This window comes from Micromonospora sp. GCM10011542 (assembly GCF_042650685.1).
GTDB lineage: Bacteria > Actinomycetota > Actinomycetes > Mycobacteriales > Micromonosporaceae > Micromonospora.
In genome coordinates this window covers 71979-88157 of the sequence record NZ_JBHSBO010000010.1, presented here as the reverse complement: position 1 = coordinate 88157, position 16179 = coordinate 71979, and the positions used below count along the sequence as shown (strand labels likewise).

The following is a 16179-nucleotide window of genomic DNA, read 5'->3' as shown; positions in this document are numbered from 1 at the left end:
CCTCGGCGAGGAGGGCCCCCGGGACACGACCCGGAGGTCCGTGTCCGCTGTGGTGCCGGCGATCAGCCGTCCGCGTCCCGCCGACGGCGTACGGCGATGAACGTGGCACCGAGCGCCACCGCGCCCAGGCCGAGGATCGCCATGGGTAGCAGACCCCCGCCGACGTACCGGTGACCGGCAACTCGCTCTTCGTCGGAGTGGCCGTCGTGGGCGGCGCGCTGGTCGGCGGCTTGGTAGGGTTTTGTGGCGTTTCCGACCTTTTTCGCACTCCGAGGGAGGATCGCGCGCAGCATTAATCCGTCGCCTGGGCATCCGATCGCCGTTAGCCTCGCCGGCATGCCGGATCCCGTCGCGCTGCTGCACGTGCCCGCCCTCGCCGACGTCGCCGAATACGCGTACGCGGCCACCGTCGAGGCACCCGCCCGGCTGGTGTTCACCGCGGGAGCCTGCCCGCTGGACACCGAGGGCCGGACCGTCGCCCCCGGAGACCACGCCGCGCAGGCTCGGCAGGTGATGACGAACCTGGAGACCGCCCTCGCGGCGGCCGGCGCCACCCTCACCGACGTGGTCAAGACGACCGTCCACGTGGCGTCGTCCCGGCAGGCGGACCTGGTGACCGTCTGGGAGGTGGTCCGGGACTTCTTCGGCGACCACGACCCGCCCAGCACCCTGCTCGGAGTGGCCGTGCTCGGCTACACCGACCAACTCGTCGAGGTGGAGGCGGTCGCCGCCGTCCGGAAGGTGGCCTGATGCGGATCCGCGTGGCGCGACCCGATGACGCCCCGGCCGTGGTGGCGCTGCGGAAGACGGTCTACCCGTACCTGGTGCGCGGGGTCCGGTCGACCCGAAAGATGATCGCCGAACCGCCCCCCGAGGAGGGCTGGACGGCGTTCGTGGCCGAGGTGGACGCCCGGGTGGTCGGCTGGGTGACGGCGCAGCGTGTCGGCTGGTCCTCGACGGCGGACGTCGGCGACATCGCCCTGCTGCACGTCCACCCAGAGCACCGGCGGCGCGGCATCGGCAGCGCTCTGCTGGCCGCCGCGACAGACCACCTCACTCCGCTGGGCATCCGCCGGATGCGGACCTGGGCGCAGCCGGACTCGCTGCCGTTCGCCCGCCGGCACGGCTTCGAACCCAGCCGCGAGCTGCGCTACTCGGCGCTCAACCTGGACCTGGCGCCCGCGCTGCTCGGCCCGCCGACGGGCGTACGCCTGCGCCCGATCGCGGAGCTGGACCCGCGACTGCTGTACGCGGCGAACAGCGCCTCGGCGGTCGACGAACCCGGCGACGTGCCGGTCGACGCGGTCGGCTACGACAGCTGGCGGTACGACGTCTGGGAGAACCTGGGCCTGGACAAGGCGGCCAGCACCGCCGCCGAGGTCGACGGCGAGATCGCCGCGTTCAGTCTGGTGAAGCGGGACGGGGACCGGATTTGGTCGGACTACACCGGCACCGTTCCCGCGTACCGGAATCGGGGGCTGGCGCGGTTGGTCAAGACGGCGGCGCTGCACCGGGCCGCCGCCGACGGCGTGCGCGTCGCGTACACGTCGAACGACGAGGCGAACGGGCCGATGCTCGCCGTCAACGTCCGGCTCGGCTACCGGCCGGTCGCGTCCCAGTGGTCCTGCCTGGCCGAGCTGGGTTGATCAGCAGGGCGGGAAGGGCCGGCTGCGGCGGCCTGCGGGCCGCCGCAGCCGGTTCACGTCAGGCCAGCTCGGAAGGGCGGTAGCTGGTCGTTCCCTTGGCGGTGTGCACGGTCACCGTGAGGTGGTCGACCTCGCCGCCCTCGGGACCCGGCCACCAGGCGGCCCACCAGCCGGACTTCACGCTGGCCTGGAAGACCTTCCCGTTGTCGAGACGCACGTCCACCCCGGTGACGCCCGGGCCGACCAGGCCCACGATGTTCGACCACATCGCGTCGCCACTGCCCATGGAACTCATCGTCTGCAGGTCCACCGTGCCGGCGGGCAGGGCCGGCAGCGGGCCGGCGGCCAGCCCCATCGAGGCGAGCTGGTCGTCGTCGGCTCCCGCGCTCATGCACTCGACGATCACGCCGCTGCTCTTCTTCATGATGAGCAGCGTCGCCATCCCCCGCTGCTCGGCGAGGAGCACGTCCGCCGGGTCGACCGCCGACGAGCTGCCCCCCACGTCGTTTCCAGCGCAGATCCGGGCCTGCGGCAGCACCTGCGCACCGGTGAGCGAACCGGGTACGGGCGTCCACGCCGCTGCCGCCTTCTCCGCCGTCCCCGGCAGCAGCGCGGGCACGGCCACGACCGCGACGGCACCCGCGGCGACCGCGGCGAGACCCATCACCAGCCGGCGTCGCATCGGCCGGCGAGCCACCGTCTCCGTGGCCTGACCGGCCATCACACGCTCCACGAACGCCTCCGAACGGGTCCATTCCAGGGCGCTGGGCTCGCGCCCACGCGCCGGGTCGAGCACGGCCAACTGCTCCAGGTCCTTCATGCTCGAGTCCATGCCTGCTGCTCCTTGAAATCGTGAGGGCGGAAAGATGAGGGGGCGACAGATTCGGCCGGTTCCAGAGCGGCCCGCAGCCGTTGCCGGGCCCTGCCGAGCCGCATGGCAAAGGTCGACCGGCCGCAGCCCAGCACGGCGGCCGCCTGCTCAGCCGTCAACCCGTCGAAAGCGACCAGGGCGAGCACCTCGCGGTCCGCGGGACGCAGAACGCGCCAGGCGCGTGCCAGGTCGATACGCACCGCGGCACTCCCGGCGTCGTCGGACGGCTCACGTGCCTCCAGCGACACCAGCCGGACGTCCAGGGCCCGGCGCCTCAACCAGCCGCGCGACTGGTTGGCCATGGTCTTGCGTGCCACCGCGAACAGCCACGGCCGTGCATCGTCCGGCAACTCGTCGAATCGCCGCCAGGCCGTCAGGAAGACCGACGAGACGATGTCCTCAGCCTCGGCGACCGGGACCCTACGCTCGACGAAGCGCAGCAGGTCGGCATAGGTCTCGATGTGCAGAGAGCGGAAGCGCTCCTGCCGTGCACCCACATCGTCGGCGCGGCTCATCCGGGTCCTTCTTGCGTGTCCATGCCCCCTACCTGTCCGGCACGGCGGCACCTGTCACACGCTGATTCACCGGCGGCCCGAACTTGCCGGGGCCCTGAGTCTCCTTGCCAGGATCGGGCGCCGAGCTGGCCTCGTCAGGCGGCGTCGAAGACCCGACGGGCCGTGGCGTGGGTGTCCGCGCCGAAGAGCACCAGGCGGGCCTCGGTGACGCTCGCCAGTGTGGCCGACCGCAGCACCGACAGCGCCTGACGGACCGCGTCCTCGACCGGCCAGCCGTAGATGCCGGCGGAGATCAGCGGGTACGCCACCGTGGTCGCACCCAGCTCGTCGGCCACCCCGAGGCTGTTGGCGTAGCAGTCGCGCAGCAGCGCCGAGCGGTCCTCGGTGGACGACCAGACCGGGCCCACGGTGTGGATCACCCAGCGGGCCGGCAGTTCCCCGGCGGTGGTGGCCACCGCCTGCCCGGTCGGCAGGCCCGAGCCGTACCGCGAGGCGCGCAGCGCCCGGCATTCGGCGAGGATGGCCGGCCCGCCGCGCCGGTGGATCGCGCCGTCGACCCCACCGCCGCCGAGCAGGGACGAGTTCGCGGCGTTCACGATCGCGTCGACCCGCTGGGTGGTGATGTCGCCCTCGACCAGGGTGATCTCCATGTCAGCGCTCCTGGACGAGGTGGCCGGACGGACGGCGGGCCGGTTCGTCGATGGGCTGGCCGAGTGAGCGGCGGGCCAGGAGGGTGGCGCCTGCCACCGCCGCCGGCATGACCAGCACCGCGCCGAGCGGGACCAGGAAGCAGAGGAAGACCGCCACCCCGAAGCCCAGCGCGGCGGGCCGGTCGGCCTTGAGGATCGACCGGCGCTGCGGCAGCCGCATACCCCGCCGGTAGAAGGGGGCGCCGACCAACTCCACGGCCAGGAACCAGCCGCCCACCGCCGCCCCAATCACCGGCACCACCGTCTGGCCGATCACCGGGATGAAGCCGGCGACGAAGAGCGGGATGCCGACCAGCGCGGTGAGCGCGACCAGGCGTACCGAGTCGGCGAGGCTGCGGCGCAGCGACGACCAGAACGGAACCTCCACCGCCCCCGGCGTGCCGCCGTACCGTGCCTCCACCCGCTCGGAGATCTTCTCGTAGAACGGGTCACCGATCACCAGGGTGACGGCGGTGAAGCTGACCACCGCGAGGAGGCCGCCGAGGCCGAGGAAGGCCAGCCCGGCGATCACGCGGACCAGGCCGCGCGGCGTGTCCGACCAGTCGTCGGCGAACGGGGTGACCAGCGCCGCCAGGTCGTCGGCGAACCACACCAACGCGGCGAACGCACCGAGGAAGAGCACGCCGGAGATGAGCGCCGGCACCACGCCGAGCAGCATCAACCCGGGGCTGCGGACGTAGAGACCGAGGCCACGCAGCAGGAGGCCGGCCCCGGCGAGGAACCGGCCGACGGCGCCGGTCACCGGCGCGGCGATACGGGGTGCGTCCACGCCCGCAGAGCCTAGTGGTCGTGGACGTCAACCGGTTCAGGCTCCGCGGCCTCGCCAGGTAGGACTGTCGAAGTAGTGGTTGTCGAACTGCTCGGATGAGGCGCCGATCTCGCGGGGGTCGGCGTCGCCCTTGTAGACGCGTTCCAGCAGTCGGTAGTAGTCGAATCGCGCGATGCCGGGCGTGAAGGTGACGAGGACGTCGGCTTCCTCGCCGGAGGCCGGGGCGAAGGCATGCGGCAGGTGCGGGGGTACGACGAGGAGGTCGCCCGGGTGCAGGGTGAGGATCTGCTCGCCGGCCAGCACCTGGAGAACCCCGTCGATGACAAAGAAGGTTTCCGTGGCGCGGGTGTGGAAGTGCGGCGGTGCGCCGGGGGATCCCTTGCGCAGCAGGGAGCGGTTGACGGTCAGCGCCCCGTGGGTGGCATTCGCGTCGGCGAGCAGGGTGATGAGGCTGGTGGGTCCGTCCGCCAGGACCTCGGCGTCGGCGGCCGGGACGAGGACGGGTGGCTGGGGTTGGATCGTGGACATCCGGTCTCCTTCGTAACTCTCTTTCTGGACAGCTAATATCCAGAATTACGTCGACGGACGGCCCGCCTGGTGCGGGGCGCTGTCGTGTCAGGCCCGCAGCCCGGCGAGCCGGTTGCGGGTGTTCTGCGGCGTGGCGGGAAACTGCCGCTCCACCGTGGACTTGATGTCGGCCAGGGTCTGCGCGGCTAGCTCACGGCGCCAGGCAAGATCCGCCCGGCGCATGCCCTGCGAAATCAGACATGTCTGCCGGTAGTCGGTGTTGGCGTTGCCCCCGGGCCCCTGTCGCAGGATCTCGTCGCAGCGGAACGCCTCGTCCGGCCCTTCGATGGCGATCACCACGTCGAGCAGCGTGATCGCCTCCGGGCTGCGGGCGAGTTGGAACCCGCCGCGCGGCCCCGAGGACGACGACAGGATGCCGGCCCGGGCCAGTGCCTGTAGCTGCTTGTTCAGGTACGCCGCGGGCAGCTCGTAGAAGGCCGCCAGCTTGGCCGCCGTCACCGCCTGCCCCGGCTCGACCCAGGTCAGGTTCAGGCAGCTGTGGAGCGCCCACTCGACTCCCTCGCTCATCCGCATAATTCTGGGCCTTACCTATCCAAATAGGTCACGCAAGCGGGAGACTCCTCAGGAAAGGCCGTCACCACCGTCGGTGGATGGTTGCCTTGGTGCCGGTCACCAGGCTTGCCGGCGGAACGTCATCGGCCACGACCGCGCCAGCGGCGACCACGGCATCACGGCCGATGCTGACGCCGGGCAGGATCGTGGCGCCGGCGCCGATCCACACGTTCTCCCCCACGTCGATGGGCGCGCCGGTGAGGTACAGCCGCCGCTCCTCCGGATCGACCGGGTGGCCGCTGGTGATGAAGGTGACCTTCGGGCCGACCATCACGCGCTCGCCGAGCCGGATGCCGGCGTAATCGAGGAACGTGCAGTTCTGGTTGATGAACACGCGCTCCGCGAGGTCGAGGTTGAGGCCGTGATCGGTGTAGAAGGGCGGATAGATCGTGACTCTCGGCGGCAGCGGCTTGCCGAGAATCTGCTCGAACAGCTCGGCCTTGCCCGCTTCGTCCTCGAAGGGCAGGACGTTCAGGCGGGAGGTCAGCTCGGTGACCCGCAGGACCCTCTCGGCCATGGCCTGGAACTCGGCACTGTGGATGCGCATGAGACGGTCGCTGGACACGCCACGGCCCCTTCTGTTGTCTACCTGCCTACGCGGAGCGCGATGACCGATCGGCCGCGGTGAGCAACTCCTCCGCCGCCCTGCGCAACGTGGCGCGCGCCTGCTGCGGATCGCCCAGTGCGCCGCCCTGCAGAGCACCGTCGCGCAGAAGCACCAGCACCCGCGCCGTGTGGTCGGGGTCGGCGTGCCCGGCCTCGGCCGCCCGGTCGCGCAGAACCTGGAAGAACCACGCGTGGTGATCGGAGACGGCCACCCGCACGGGGTGCGCCGGATCCGGGAATTCCGCCGCGGCGTTCAGGAACGGGCAGCCCCGGAAGCCGGTGCTGCACACGTCCTCCCCGAGGACGTGCACGATGCGCAGCAGAGCCTCGCGGCCCCGGCTGTCCGCGACGACCTGCTCGACTCCGTTCCGGATCTCTTCGCTCCTGCTCCGCAGGTAGGCGACGATCAGGTCGTCCTTGCTCGGGAAGTGGCGATAGAAGGTCGCCCTCGTCACGCCGGCCTCGCTCACCAGGCGGTCCACGCCGACGGTGTGCAGGCCGTAGGCATAGAACAGGCGCGAGGCGGTACGCAGCAGCCGGTCTCTCGGGTGAAGCTTCTGCTCCGCGATCGACGTCATCCCCCCAGCATAAGAAGAGACCGTTCGTTCTGCCGCCCGCGCCGCCGAAAGCCGGCGTGCTCCACGCCACGTTGCGGCACCCGAGGGAACCAGTAGTATCTCCGGCAGAAAGACCGATCGTTCTCCCATCCGCTAGGAGTTCCCATGCGTATCCGGAAGCTGCTGGGCCTGTCCGCCCTCGCCAGCCTCGTGACCCTCGCCAGCCTCGGCACCGCCTCCAGCGCCGCCACGCCCGGCGGGGAAGCCCGCCCCGACGGCCCCAAGCCCACCGTGGTGCTCGTGCACGGGGCGTTCGCCGACTCGACGAGCTGGCACGGGGTGGTGTCGCGGCTGCAGAAGAGCGGCTACCCGGTCCTCGCCCCGGCGAACCCGCTGCGCGGCCTGAGCTCCGACGCCGACTACCTGAAGCAGCTGCTGGCCACGGTGTCGGGCCCGGTCGTCCTCGTCGGACACTCCTACGGCGGATCGGTGATCACCAACGCCGCCCTGGGCAACCCCAACGTCACCGACCTGGTGTACGTGGCGGCATTCGCCCCCGACGCCGGGGAGAGCGTGCTCGGCCTGTCCAGCCAGGTCCCCGGCAGCACGCTGCCTGAGTCGTTGGCACCGCCGGTACCGCTCGGTGACGGCAGCCACGACCTGTACATCCGGCAGGACGCCTACCACGGCCAGTTCGCCGCCGACGTGTCGCCCGCCAAGGCCGCCCTTTCCGCGGTCACGCAGCGCCCGGTCCGCGACGCCGCTCTCGCCGAGGGTTCCGGCGCCCCTGCCTGGAAGACGATCCCGTCCTGGTTCGTGCTCGCCGGAGCCGACAAGAACATCCCCGTCGCCGGCCAGCGGTTCATGGCCGAGCGAGCCGGCTCCCGCCACACCGTCGAGGTCGACACCGCGTCGCACTCCGTCGCCGTCTCGCACCCCGACGTCGTCTTCGACCTCATCGACAAGGCCGCTACCACCAAGTGACGGACGGGTACCACCGGGACGCGCGTACGGGCACGGGCAGGATGGGCAGGTGCGCGCGTCCCGGTTGATCTCCCTGGTGTTGCTGCTCCAGTCCCGGGAGACGATGACGGCGGCGGAGCTGGCCCGTGAGCTCGAGGTTTCCGAGCGGACCGTCTACCGCGACGTGCTGGCGCTCTCCGCCGCCGGGGTGCCGGTCTACGCCGATCGCGGCCGGGCCGGTGGCTACCGGCTGCTCGGCGGCTACCGGACCCGGCTGACCGGGCTCACCCGGGACGAGGCCGAAGCGCTGTTCCTCGCCGGGCTGCCCGGGCCGGCCGGCGACATGGGGCTCGCCGACGCGGTCGCCGGCGCCGAGCTGAAGGTGCTGGCCGCGTTGCCGCCCGCCCTGCGCGACGCGCCGGCCCGCGCCGGGCAACGCTTCCACCTGGACGCGCCGGGGTGGTTCCGGGAGACCGGGCCGCCGCCGTGGCTGGCCGAGCTGGCGGGGGCGGCCTGGCGGGACCGGGTCGTCGAGCTGCGCTACCGGCGCGGCGAGCGCGAGGTGACCCGGCGGGTGCAGCCCTACGGCCTGGTGCTCAAGAGCGGGACCTGGTACCTGATCGGCCGCGTCGGCGACGGGCACCGCACGTACCGGGTGGACCGGGTGACCGGCGTCGAGGTGACCGGAGAGGCCTTCGAGCGGGACGAGGGCTTCGACCTGGCCGGGCACTGGCGGGAGCAGGCCGGGTCGTTCCTGCGGACGATGCTGCGCGCGGAGGTCACCGTCCGGCTCAGCCCGGCGGGCCTGCGCCAGCTCCGGCACCTGGTCGATGCCCCCTTCGTGTACGAGGACGTGCTCGCCGCCGCCGGCCCACCCGACGAGCAGGGCTGGGTGGTGACCCGCCTGCCCGTCGAGTCCGTGGTGGTCGCGTACACCCAGTTGCTGGCCCTGGGCCCGGAGGTGGAGGCGCTCGACCCGCCGGAGCTGCGCGAACGCCTGGCCGACGCGGCCCGCCGGGCCGCCGCACGCTACGCCGGCCCGGCCCGCCCCTGACCATTCGGGTCAGCGGTACCCGGTGACGTCGGCCGGCTTGCCGGCGTCGACCACCTCGCTGAGGTAGCGGAACGCGTCCGGCCGGCTGCCGTCGACATCGGTGAAGCCATACACCTGGGACAGCTCACCGGCGGAGACCGACCGGCCGCTCCAGCGGGCCTTGTCGTCGTCGGCGGCCAGGGCGGCCACCGCGCGCCCGACGAAGGCCGGCGTCTCGGAGATGAGGAAGTGCGGGTCCGTGGCCGCCCCGTCGCGCCAGTTCTCCTCGGTCACGCCGAAGTGCTCCAGCATCGCCTCGGAGCGGATCCAGCCCGGGGTGAGCGCGACCGCGGTGCCGCCATGCGGCTTCAGCTCGTGCGCCTGGCTGAAGGCGAGCCGGTTGACCGACGTCTTCGCCAGGTCGTAGAAGACGGAGAGCCGGTAGTTGGCGTCGTTGTACGTCTTGGTGCCGTCGCCGATCTCCACCACCAGGCCGCCGGGGCGGCGGATCAGCAGCGGCAGGGCGAAGTGGCTGGTGATGATGTGCGTGTCGACCGCCAGTCGCAGCGTACGGAAGCCCGCCTCCAGTGGCTGCTCCCAGACCGGCTTCTCCCAGGTGACCAGCGGATCGCCGCCCCAGATGTCGTTGACCAGCACGTCGAGGCGCCCCTGCTCGGCGTCGATCCGGGCCACCAGGTCACGGACCTGCTCGGGTACGAGGTGGTCGACCCGTACCGCGATGCCGGTGCCGCCGGCGGCGCTGACCAGCTCGGCGGTCTCCTCGATCGTCTCCGGCCGGTCCATCTCGGAGCGGCCGGCCCGGCTGCTGCGACCGGTGGCGTAGACGGTGGCGCCCGCCGCGCCGAGCTGGACCGCGATCTGCCGGCCCGCGCCCCGGGTCGCCCCGGCCACCAGCGCGATCTTTCCTGTCAGCGGTTGTGTCATGCCTGAAAGGCTGTCAGCAATACCTGACAGGCGACGTCCGAATTCCCAGGCGATCAGTCCGCGAGGCGACGGTGCCGCTCAGTCCGCGAGGCGGACGCGGACCCGGCGGTTGGCCCGGCCCTTGCTCTCCACCTTGACCACCTGCACCTTGCCGATCTGCGCGGTGGACGCGACGTGCGTACCGCCGTCGGCCTGCACGTCCAGGCCCACGATGTCGACGATCCGGACCTCCTGCTCGTCCGGCGGGATCAGATTGGACTGGGTGCGGATGATGTCCGGCAGGGCCAGCGCCTCGGCCCGGGGCAGCACCCGGACGGCGACCGAGCGGTCGGCGGCCACCTCGGCGTTGACCAGCTCCTCGATCCGGCTCTTGAAGTCGGCCGGCACCTCGGGCAGGTTGAAGTCCATCCGGGCCTCGCCCGGTTCCATGTTGCCGCCGGTCACGAGCGCACCGAAGTCGCGGAACACCACCCCGCAGAGCACGTGCAGCCCGGAGTGGGTACGCATCAGCCGGTTGCGGCGCTCGTCCTCGATCGCGCCGGTGACCTCGGTGCCGGGCGGCGGCAGCGGGTCACCCTCGGCGGGGATCAGGTACGGGTCGTCGCCCTTGCGGGTGCCGACGATCCGGGTCTGCACGCCCTGCCAGAGCAGCACGCCGTGATCCGGCGGCTGGCCGCCGCCACCCGGGTAGAACGCGGAGCGGTCCAGCACGATGCCCTGCTCCGGGTCGACGTGCAGGACCGTGCAGGTCCACTCGCGCAGGGTCGGGTCGGCGAGGTCGAGCCGGTGGGTGCGGCCGTGATGTGTGACGCCCATGACAGGGCACGTTACTCGTTGAGGAAGCCGGAGATGCGCTCTCGCAGATCGGCGCGGTCCGACCAGAGCACGCCGGGGCGGTCGTACACGTGCAGGGTGGAATTCGGCAGCGCGGCGGCGAGTCGCTCGGCGACCTCGACCGGGTGCAGGTCGTCGCCGGCGCAGCCGATCACCAGCGCCGGTGCGGTCACCACCGCCAGGGCCGTGGCGTCCCGCAGCGGCGCCTGCTCCGGGAGGGCGGCCAGGCCGTCGGCCAGGCCGTCGCGCAGCAACTGGTCGAGGCGCTGCCGCAGGTACGCCCAGCCGGCCGGGGTGTTGCGGATGGCGCTCGGCAGCTCCAGCGAGACGACGTCGGCGACGGCCGAGGCGTCCCCGCTCTCCACGGCCGCCAGCAGGTCGGCGACGCGCTCCCGGGCGACCGGGCCGCGCGGCTGGTCGAGCACCGCGGGCAGGAAGAAGACCAGCTTGTCGAAACGATCCGGGCTCTCCACCAGGAGCCGGGAGAGCGCACCTGCGCCGAGGCTCGCCCCGAACGCCCGGGTGGCGCCGCTCAGGTCGGCGATGGCCCGCAGGTCACGGGCGAGGTCGAGGTAGCTCCACGGCCCGGCCGGCGCGTCGGAGCGGCCGTGGCCGCGAAACTGGAAGAAGACCTTGCGGCCGTTGACCCCGCTGCCGAACGGGCGGGTGGTGGCGATGCCGTTACCCAGCCCGTGGGCGAACACCGTGACCGGGTCACCTACGCCGGTGACCAGCCGCTCCAGCCGTACGCCGTGCGGTGTGGTGACCAGCTCGGTCTCCGGCTCGGGCAGGGCCGGCCGGCCGGTGCGCGGCCCGCCCGGACCGGGCCCCCAGGTGCGGGGACCGCCGTCCGGCGGGGGCGGCCAGCGGAAGCCTCTCACCAGAAGCCCTTGCCGTCGCTGAGATCGCGCAGGCCGACCCGGACGTCCAGGAGGTAGATCAGGCCGGCGGCGATGCCGACCAGTCCGAAGAGGCTGATCGGGCCGAAGCCGAGCAGCGTCAGCACCAGGCAGACCGCGAGGATGGCGATCCAGCCGCCCTTGGGCAGGGTGCCGATCGCGGGGAAGGCGTCGGAGCGCTGGGTGATGGCGTGCACCAGGGCGACGCCCTGAACGATCAGCGCGAAGACGAGCAGGATCAGCTCGATCACGTCACGGACGGCGAAGGCGAAGATCGGCGCGGCGTTGGCCATGACGGCAAGCTTATGTCGGCGACCCCGGATACGTCCGACAAGGACGCCCCGGGGTCGCCGACGACGTGAACTACTCGGCGGCCGGGCGGGTGCGCTTGGTGGCGCGGGGCAGCTTCGCCGACGGCGTCGCGGCCGGCTTGGCGGCCTTCGGCGCCCGGGTGGCCTTCTTGGCCACGGCGGGCTTGGCCTCGATGACCTCGGCCACGTCGGCCGGGGTCGGCACGTCGGCCGGGGCGGTCGCGGCCGGCGTGGCCTCGGCCGGAGCGGTGGCCGTGGCGGGGACCTCGGCCTGCGTCGCCTCGATGTCGGAATTGACGGTCTCGGCGGCCTCCAGCACGCCGGCACCGACCACCCGCTCGCCCCGGGCCACGAGCGCGCCGTACGCGGCGAACGCCCGCTCCTGGGCGGCCTGGGCACCGGCGACCACGACGGCGGCGTTGCGGGTCGCGGCGGCGCGCAGCTTGTCCAGGTCGGTGACCTCACGCAGCTTGTTCAGGTCGGCGACCTCGCGCAGCCGGGCCAGGTCGGCCGACTCGCGCAGCTTGACCAGGTCCAGCTCGGCCTGGGCCCGCTCGCGCAGGGTGCCGGCCGTCTCGTTGGCGGTGCGCAGCGTCTCGGTGGCCTTCTGCCGCAGCTCGAAGCCGGTCAGCACGGCGCGGCCGCCCAGGTCGGCGACGACCCGGGTGCCGAGCAGGCCGACCGTGGCCGGCAACTTGCGCAGCTGCTGCAGGGCCAGCTCGCCGGCGCCGGCGGCGGCGTAGATCGGGGCCGGGATGCGGTTGGTCTTCGGCTGGGTCATGACATCTCCTCTTCGGCCGCGTCCGCGGCCTTCCGGACCGCCGGACCGGCGGCCTTCTTCTCGGGGGTGTTGGTGCGTTCGGTGCTGGTGCCTTCGGTGCTGGTCGTCGGGGCGGGCGCGGAACCCGCCTCGGTGACGGCCACCGACTCGAGAACCGCTTCGGTCGGCGTGCCGCCGGCGGTGGTCGGGCCGGTGGCGGCCAGGTTCGCCACGTCCGCCGGCTCGTCGGCCACGTCGGTCGGGCCGGTCCCGCCGCTAGCGGCGGCCGGTGCGGGGGCGTTGCCGTCCGCCGCCGCCTGCGCCTCGGCGAGCCGCGTGTTCTCCCGGCGGAACGTCTCGTAGATCTGGGTGAGCGACTGCTTCTGGGCCATCGTCAGGTCGGCGTCGACCGCGATGGCGGCCAGCACCCCCTGACCCTCCTTGTCGTCGAGCAACCCGGCGCGCAGGTACATCGCCGGGGTGGAGACCCGCAGGGCACTCGCGAGCTGCTGGAGCACCTCGGCGCTCGGCTTGCGCAGGCCGCGCTCGATCTGGCTGAGGTACGGGTTGCTGACCCCCGCCTGCTCGGCGAGCTGCCGAAGCGAGATCTTGGCGTTGCGCCGCAGGTCGCGGATGAACCCGCCGACGTCGGGAAGGTCCTTGGGTGTGGCCATGGACCGAACGCTAACCGCCCCCGCTAACTCCTGCAAGCAAAACGCTAGCCAGAGTTAGCGATGTCTCACCATCCCGGTTGCGCGCCGCTCGTCCGATCCGTACCGTCCGTCCGTGCACAAGATCACAGTCAACGGAGCAGTCCTCGCGTACGACGAGGCCGGCAGCGGTTCGCCGGTCGTGCTGCTGCACGCCGGAATCGCCGACCGCCGGATGTGGCGCGGCCAGGTCGCGGCGCTCGCGACCCGGCACCGGGTGATCGTCCCGGACCTGCGCGGCTACGGCGACTCCGAGCTGCCCCCGACGCCGTTCGCGCACCACGACGACGTGGTCGGTCTGCTGGACGCGCTGGACCTGCCCCGGGCCGCCCTGGTCGGCTGCTCCTTCGGCGGATCGGTCGCCATCGACACCGCGCTCGCCCACCCCGACCGGGTGAGCGCGCTCGCCCTGTTCGACACGGCGGTGTCCGGTAACGAGTGGTCCGAGGAGGCCAACGACCTCTGGGACGACCTGGTCGGCGAGGTCGACCCGGACGACTTCACCGCCGGCGCGGCCGGCGAGGTGCGGTTCTGGGTGGTCGGGCCGGGCCGCCAGCCGTCCGACGTCGACCCGGAGCTGATCGCGTTCGCCCAGGAGATGGACCAGCGGGCGCTGGCCGCCGAACTCGCGCTCGGCGCGGTGGAGGTTGCCGAGCTGGAGCCTCCGGCGATCGGCCGCCTCGGCGAGCTGCGGCTGCCCGTGCTGGTCACCGCCGGAGCGGCCGATGTGCCGGACATCAGCCGCCTCGCCGACCGGATCGCCGCCGAGGTGCCCGGCGCCATCCGGCTACCGGACGTGCCGAACGCCGCGCACCTGCTGCCGCTGGAGCGCCCGGAGCCGGTCAACGCCGCCCTGCTCGACTTCCTGACCTGACCCCGCGCCACCCCGGCTCCCGGGTGGCCGCGAACGACGAGATAAAACGAGCGCTATGACTCAGAGTCATAGTTATGACGCTGAGTCATAGCGCTGATGCGGACACGCCCGTCCGGGCCGGTCGGCACCTGCCCGGGAGCCCCGCCGGGGACTACCAGAGCGGGCGGACCGCGCCGACCGGGACGCCGCCGCCGAAGAGCGGCACCTCGGCGTACTCGGCCAGCACCGGGGCGTCGACCCCGAGCCGGCGCAGCGCGGAGACCAGCACCGGCATCCGGGCGCGCTCGGCACCGTCGTCGATCTTCAGGGCGACCGCGCCGACGCCGGGCACCGCCGCCGCGATCACTCCCTCGGCGCCGACCTTGGCCAGCAGGCCCGGGATGCCCCGCATCAGCCGGGTGTCCTCGGCCCGGGTGCCGCCGACGATCTCCGGGTGCGCGCGCATGGCGTCGGCCACCGCGCGCGGCTCCGAGCCGGGCTCGGCGTCGACCAGCCGCAGGTACGCCCCGGCCAGCCCGGTCAGCGACACGGCGAGCACCGGAGCGCCGCAGCCGTCCACGCCGACCGCCGCCGCCTCCTCGCCGGTGAACTCCTCGATGGCGGCGCGCAGCCGCTGCTGCAACGGGTGCTCCGGCCGCCAGTAACCGTCCAGCGGCCACCCCGCGGCCTGGCAGGTCAGCAGCATCCCGCTGTGCTTGCCAGAGCAGTTCATCTGCACCCGGGTCGGTCCGCCCCCGGCGCGCAGCACGGCCTCCCGCGCCGCCGCACCCACCGGCAGGTCGGGCGGGCAGTGCAGGGCCGAGGGATCCAGGCCGCCCCGATCCAGCAGGGCGCCGACCCGGGCCAGGTGGAAGTCCTCGCCGGCGTGGCTCGCCGAGACCAGCGCCAGGTCGGCAGGGTCGGTCAGCGTCAGGCCGGCCCGCAGCATCCCGATCGCCTGCATCGGCTTGCTGGCCGAGCGGGGAAAGATCGGGGAGGTGGCGTCCCCGGCGGTGGCCACCGGGGCGCCGGCGGCGTCCAGCACCACCACCGAGCCGCGGTGCACGCCCTCCACGAACCCGGACCGGACCACCTCGGCGAGCGGCGCGCCGCCCTCGTACGTCTTTCCCACGTGCTGGACGGTACCGAGGCCCCCCGGGGGTCCGGCGGCGGGGTGACCAGGTCGTCCACCGCCCGGGTGACAGGGGTGCCGGACGGGGCCGTCCTTACAGGCCGAGCAGCTCGCGGGCCTCGGCGGTGGTCAGCGGCGGACGCTGGGCGAGTTGGGCGAAGCCGACCGCCCGGGCGACCAGCTGCATGTTGGACTCCACCGGCCGACCCTTGGCGTACGTGACCGTGTCCTCCATGCCGACCCGCAGGTGGCCGCCGGCGGAGAGCGAGGCCAGCAGCACCGCGATGGTGCTGCGGCCGATGCCGGTCGCCGAGAAGGTGGTGCCTTCCGGCAGGTCGCGCAGCATGCGGTGCGCCGCCACCAGCGTCTCCGTGGTGCCCGGCATTCCGCCCGGCACCCCCATCACGAAGTCGACGTGCACGTGCCCGCCGGCCGGCAGGCCGTATTTGCCGAGCAACCGCTGGAGCGCGGTGAGGTGGCCGAGGTCGAAGATCTCGTACTCCGGCACGATCCCGCGCTCCTGCATCCGGGTGTGCAGGTCGACGATGAACTCCCAGCGGTTGAGGAAGACGTCGTCGCCGAAGTTGAGCGTGCCCATGGTGCAGGAGGCCATGTCCGGTCCGGCGTCCAGCACGGCGAGCCGGGCGGACTCCGGGTCGGTCACCGCGCCGCCGGAGGAGAGCTGCACGATCAGGTCGGTGCTCTCCCGCAACGCCGCCACCGTGTCCCGCAGCCGGACCGGGTCGAGGGTGGGTCGCGCCTCGTCGTCGCGGATGTGGACGTGGATCACGGCGGCACCCAGTGCCTCGCACTCCTTGGCCGTGAGCAGCAGCTCGTCGAGGGTCACCGGCAGGGCCGGCACCTCCGCCTTGGCCGACTCCGCACCCGTCGGGGCTACCGTGATCAACGTCCCTGTCGTCATGCC

General features: G+C 72.8%; 21 protein-coding genes. 5 read left to right on the top strand and 16 right to left on the bottom strand.

What is annotated here, in order from left to right; all coding sequences use genetic code 11:
• Positions 1–336 precede the first annotated feature (336 nt).
• Together ACFOW4_RS03100 and ACFOW4_RS03095 are read left to right on the top strand one after the other, a co-directional pair.
• Positions 337–750, top strand: coding sequence for a RidA family protein (locus ACFOW4_RS03100; RefSeq protein WP_377524208.1), 414 nt, complete (start codon positions 337–339; stop codon positions 748–750).
• Entirely contained in the window at positions 750–1646 is an 897-nt protein-coding gene (locus ACFOW4_RS03095; protein ID WP_377524206.1) for a GNAT family N-acetyltransferase, read from the top strand. The genes ACFOW4_RS03100 and ACFOW4_RS03095 overlap by 1 nt, the downstream gene beginning before the upstream one ends.
• Before the next feature lie 58 nt (positions 1647–1704).
• Here the strand turns inward: ACFOW4_RS03095 and ACFOW4_RS03090 are convergent, their stop codons facing one another.
• From ACFOW4_RS03090 to ACFOW4_RS03055, 8 genes are all read right to left on the bottom strand, one after another.
• Positions 1705–2478 (bottom strand): hypothetical protein, encoded by a 774-nt coding sequence (locus ACFOW4_RS03090; protein WP_377524205.1) that lies wholly within the window; start codon positions 2476–2478, stop codon positions 1705–1707.
• Positions 2463–3032 carry an RNA polymerase sigma factor gene (locus tag ACFOW4_RS03085; protein ID WP_377524203.1) on the bottom strand — a complete coding sequence of 190 codons (570 nt, stop codon included), beginning with the start codon at positions 3030–3032 and terminating at the stop codon, positions 2463–2465. Before ACFOW4_RS03085 ends, ACFOW4_RS03090 begins: the two co-directional genes overlap by 16 nt.
• A 134-nt stretch (positions 3033–3166) precedes the next feature.
• Positions 3167–3682 carry an O-acetyl-ADP-ribose deacetylase gene (locus tag ACFOW4_RS03080; protein ID WP_377524202.1) on the bottom strand — a complete coding sequence of 172 codons (516 nt, stop codon included), beginning with the start codon at positions 3680–3682 and terminating at the stop codon, positions 3167–3169.
• Position 3683: 1 nt separating this feature from the next.
• Entirely contained in the window at positions 3684–4511 is an 828-nt protein-coding gene (locus ACFOW4_RS03075; RefSeq protein WP_377524200.1) for an EI24 domain-containing protein, read from the bottom strand.
• Between the two features lie 36 nt (positions 4512–4547).
• Complete coding sequence (locus ACFOW4_RS03070) at positions 4548–5039, bottom strand: cupin domain-containing protein (protein WP_377524199.1); 492 nt, start codon at positions 5037–5039, stop codon at positions 4548–4550.
• Positions 5040–5126: 87 nt separating this feature from the next.
• Entirely contained in the window at positions 5127–5606 is a 480-nt protein-coding gene (locus tag ACFOW4_RS03065) for an RrF2 family transcriptional regulator (RefSeq protein WP_377524197.1), read from the bottom strand.
• Between the two features lie 67 nt (positions 5607–5673).
• Positions 5674–6216: a DapH/DapD/GlmU-related protein gene (locus tag ACFOW4_RS03060; protein ID WP_377524196.1), complete on the bottom strand. Its 543-nt coding sequence runs from the start codon at positions 6214–6216 to the stop codon at positions 5674–5676.
• Between the two features lie 28 nt (positions 6217–6244).
• A complete protein-coding gene (locus tag ACFOW4_RS03055) occupies positions 6245–6835 on the bottom strand; it encodes a TetR/AcrR family transcriptional regulator (RefSeq protein WP_377524194.1) in 591 nt (196 codons plus the stop codon).
• Positions 6836–6979: 144 nt separating this feature from the next.
• Between ACFOW4_RS03055 and ACFOW4_RS03050 the strand changes: the two genes are divergently transcribed.
• The gene (locus ACFOW4_RS03050; protein WP_377524193.1) at positions 6980–7798 is read left to right on the top strand and encodes an alpha/beta fold hydrolase; all 819 of its coding nucleotides are present in this window, start codon (positions 6980–6982) and stop codon (positions 7796–7798) included.
• A gap of 49 nt (positions 7799–7847) precedes the next feature.
• Positions 7848–8831, top strand: coding sequence for a helix-turn-helix transcriptional regulator (locus ACFOW4_RS03045; RefSeq protein ID WP_377524191.1), 984 nt, complete (start codon positions 7848–7850; stop codon positions 8829–8831).
• A 9-nt stretch (positions 8832–8840) separates the two neighbouring features.
• Here ACFOW4_RS03045 and ACFOW4_RS03040 read toward each other — a convergent pair whose 3' ends face one another.
• The 6 genes from ACFOW4_RS03040 to ACFOW4_RS03015 form a co-directional block, all read right to left on the bottom strand.
• Positions 8841–9755, bottom strand: coding sequence for an SDR family oxidoreductase (locus ACFOW4_RS03040; protein ID WP_377524189.1), 915 nt, complete (start codon positions 9753–9755; stop codon positions 8841–8843).
• 78 nt (positions 9756–9833) lie between these two features.
• A complete protein-coding gene (locus ACFOW4_RS03035) occupies positions 9834–10571 on the bottom strand; it encodes an alanyl-tRNA editing protein (RefSeq protein WP_377524188.1) in 738 nt (245 codons plus the stop codon).
• Between the two features lie 11 nt (positions 10572–10582).
• Entirely contained in the window at positions 10583–11470 is an 888-nt protein-coding gene (locus ACFOW4_RS03030; RefSeq protein WP_377524185.1) for an alpha/beta fold hydrolase, read from the bottom strand.
• Positions 11467–11781 (bottom strand): DUF2516 family protein, encoded by a 315-nt coding sequence (locus tag ACFOW4_RS03025; RefSeq protein ID WP_377524183.1) that lies wholly within the window; start codon positions 11779–11781, stop codon positions 11467–11469. The genes ACFOW4_RS03030 and ACFOW4_RS03025 overlap by 4 nt, the downstream gene beginning before the upstream one ends.
• A 70-nt stretch (positions 11782–11851) precedes the next feature.
• A complete protein-coding gene (locus ACFOW4_RS03020; RefSeq protein ID WP_377524181.1) occupies positions 11852–12580 on the bottom strand; it encodes a hypothetical protein in 729 nt (242 codons plus the stop codon).
• Positions 12577–13233 carry a helix-turn-helix domain-containing protein gene (locus ACFOW4_RS03015; protein WP_377524180.1) on the bottom strand — a complete coding sequence of 219 codons (657 nt, stop codon included), beginning with the start codon at positions 13231–13233 and terminating at the stop codon, positions 12577–12579. The genes ACFOW4_RS03020 and ACFOW4_RS03015 overlap by 4 nt, the downstream gene beginning before the upstream one ends.
• A gap of 112 nt (positions 13234–13345) precedes the next feature.
• On the opposite strand from ACFOW4_RS03015, the gene ACFOW4_RS03010 reads away from it, so the two are divergent.
• The gene (locus ACFOW4_RS03010) at positions 13346–14143 is read left to right on the top strand and encodes an alpha/beta fold hydrolase (protein WP_377524178.1); all 798 of its coding nucleotides are present in this window, start codon (positions 13346–13348) and stop codon (positions 14141–14143) included.
• A 151-nt stretch (positions 14144–14294) separates the two neighbouring features.
• On the opposite strand, the gene ACFOW4_RS03005 is transcribed toward ACFOW4_RS03010, so the two are convergent.
• Together ACFOW4_RS03005 and ACFOW4_RS03000 are read right to left on the bottom strand one after the other, a co-directional pair.
• Positions 14295–15254: an asparaginase gene (locus tag ACFOW4_RS03005; RefSeq protein ID WP_377524177.1), complete on the bottom strand. Its 960-nt coding sequence runs from the start codon at positions 15252–15254 to the stop codon at positions 14295–14297.
• A 94-nt stretch (positions 15255–15348) separates the two neighbouring features.
• A complete protein-coding gene (locus tag ACFOW4_RS03000) occupies positions 15349–16176 on the bottom strand; it encodes a 3-keto-5-aminohexanoate cleavage protein (RefSeq protein WP_377524175.1) in 828 nt (275 codons plus the stop codon).
• Between the last annotated feature and the right edge of the window lie 3 nt (positions 16177–16179).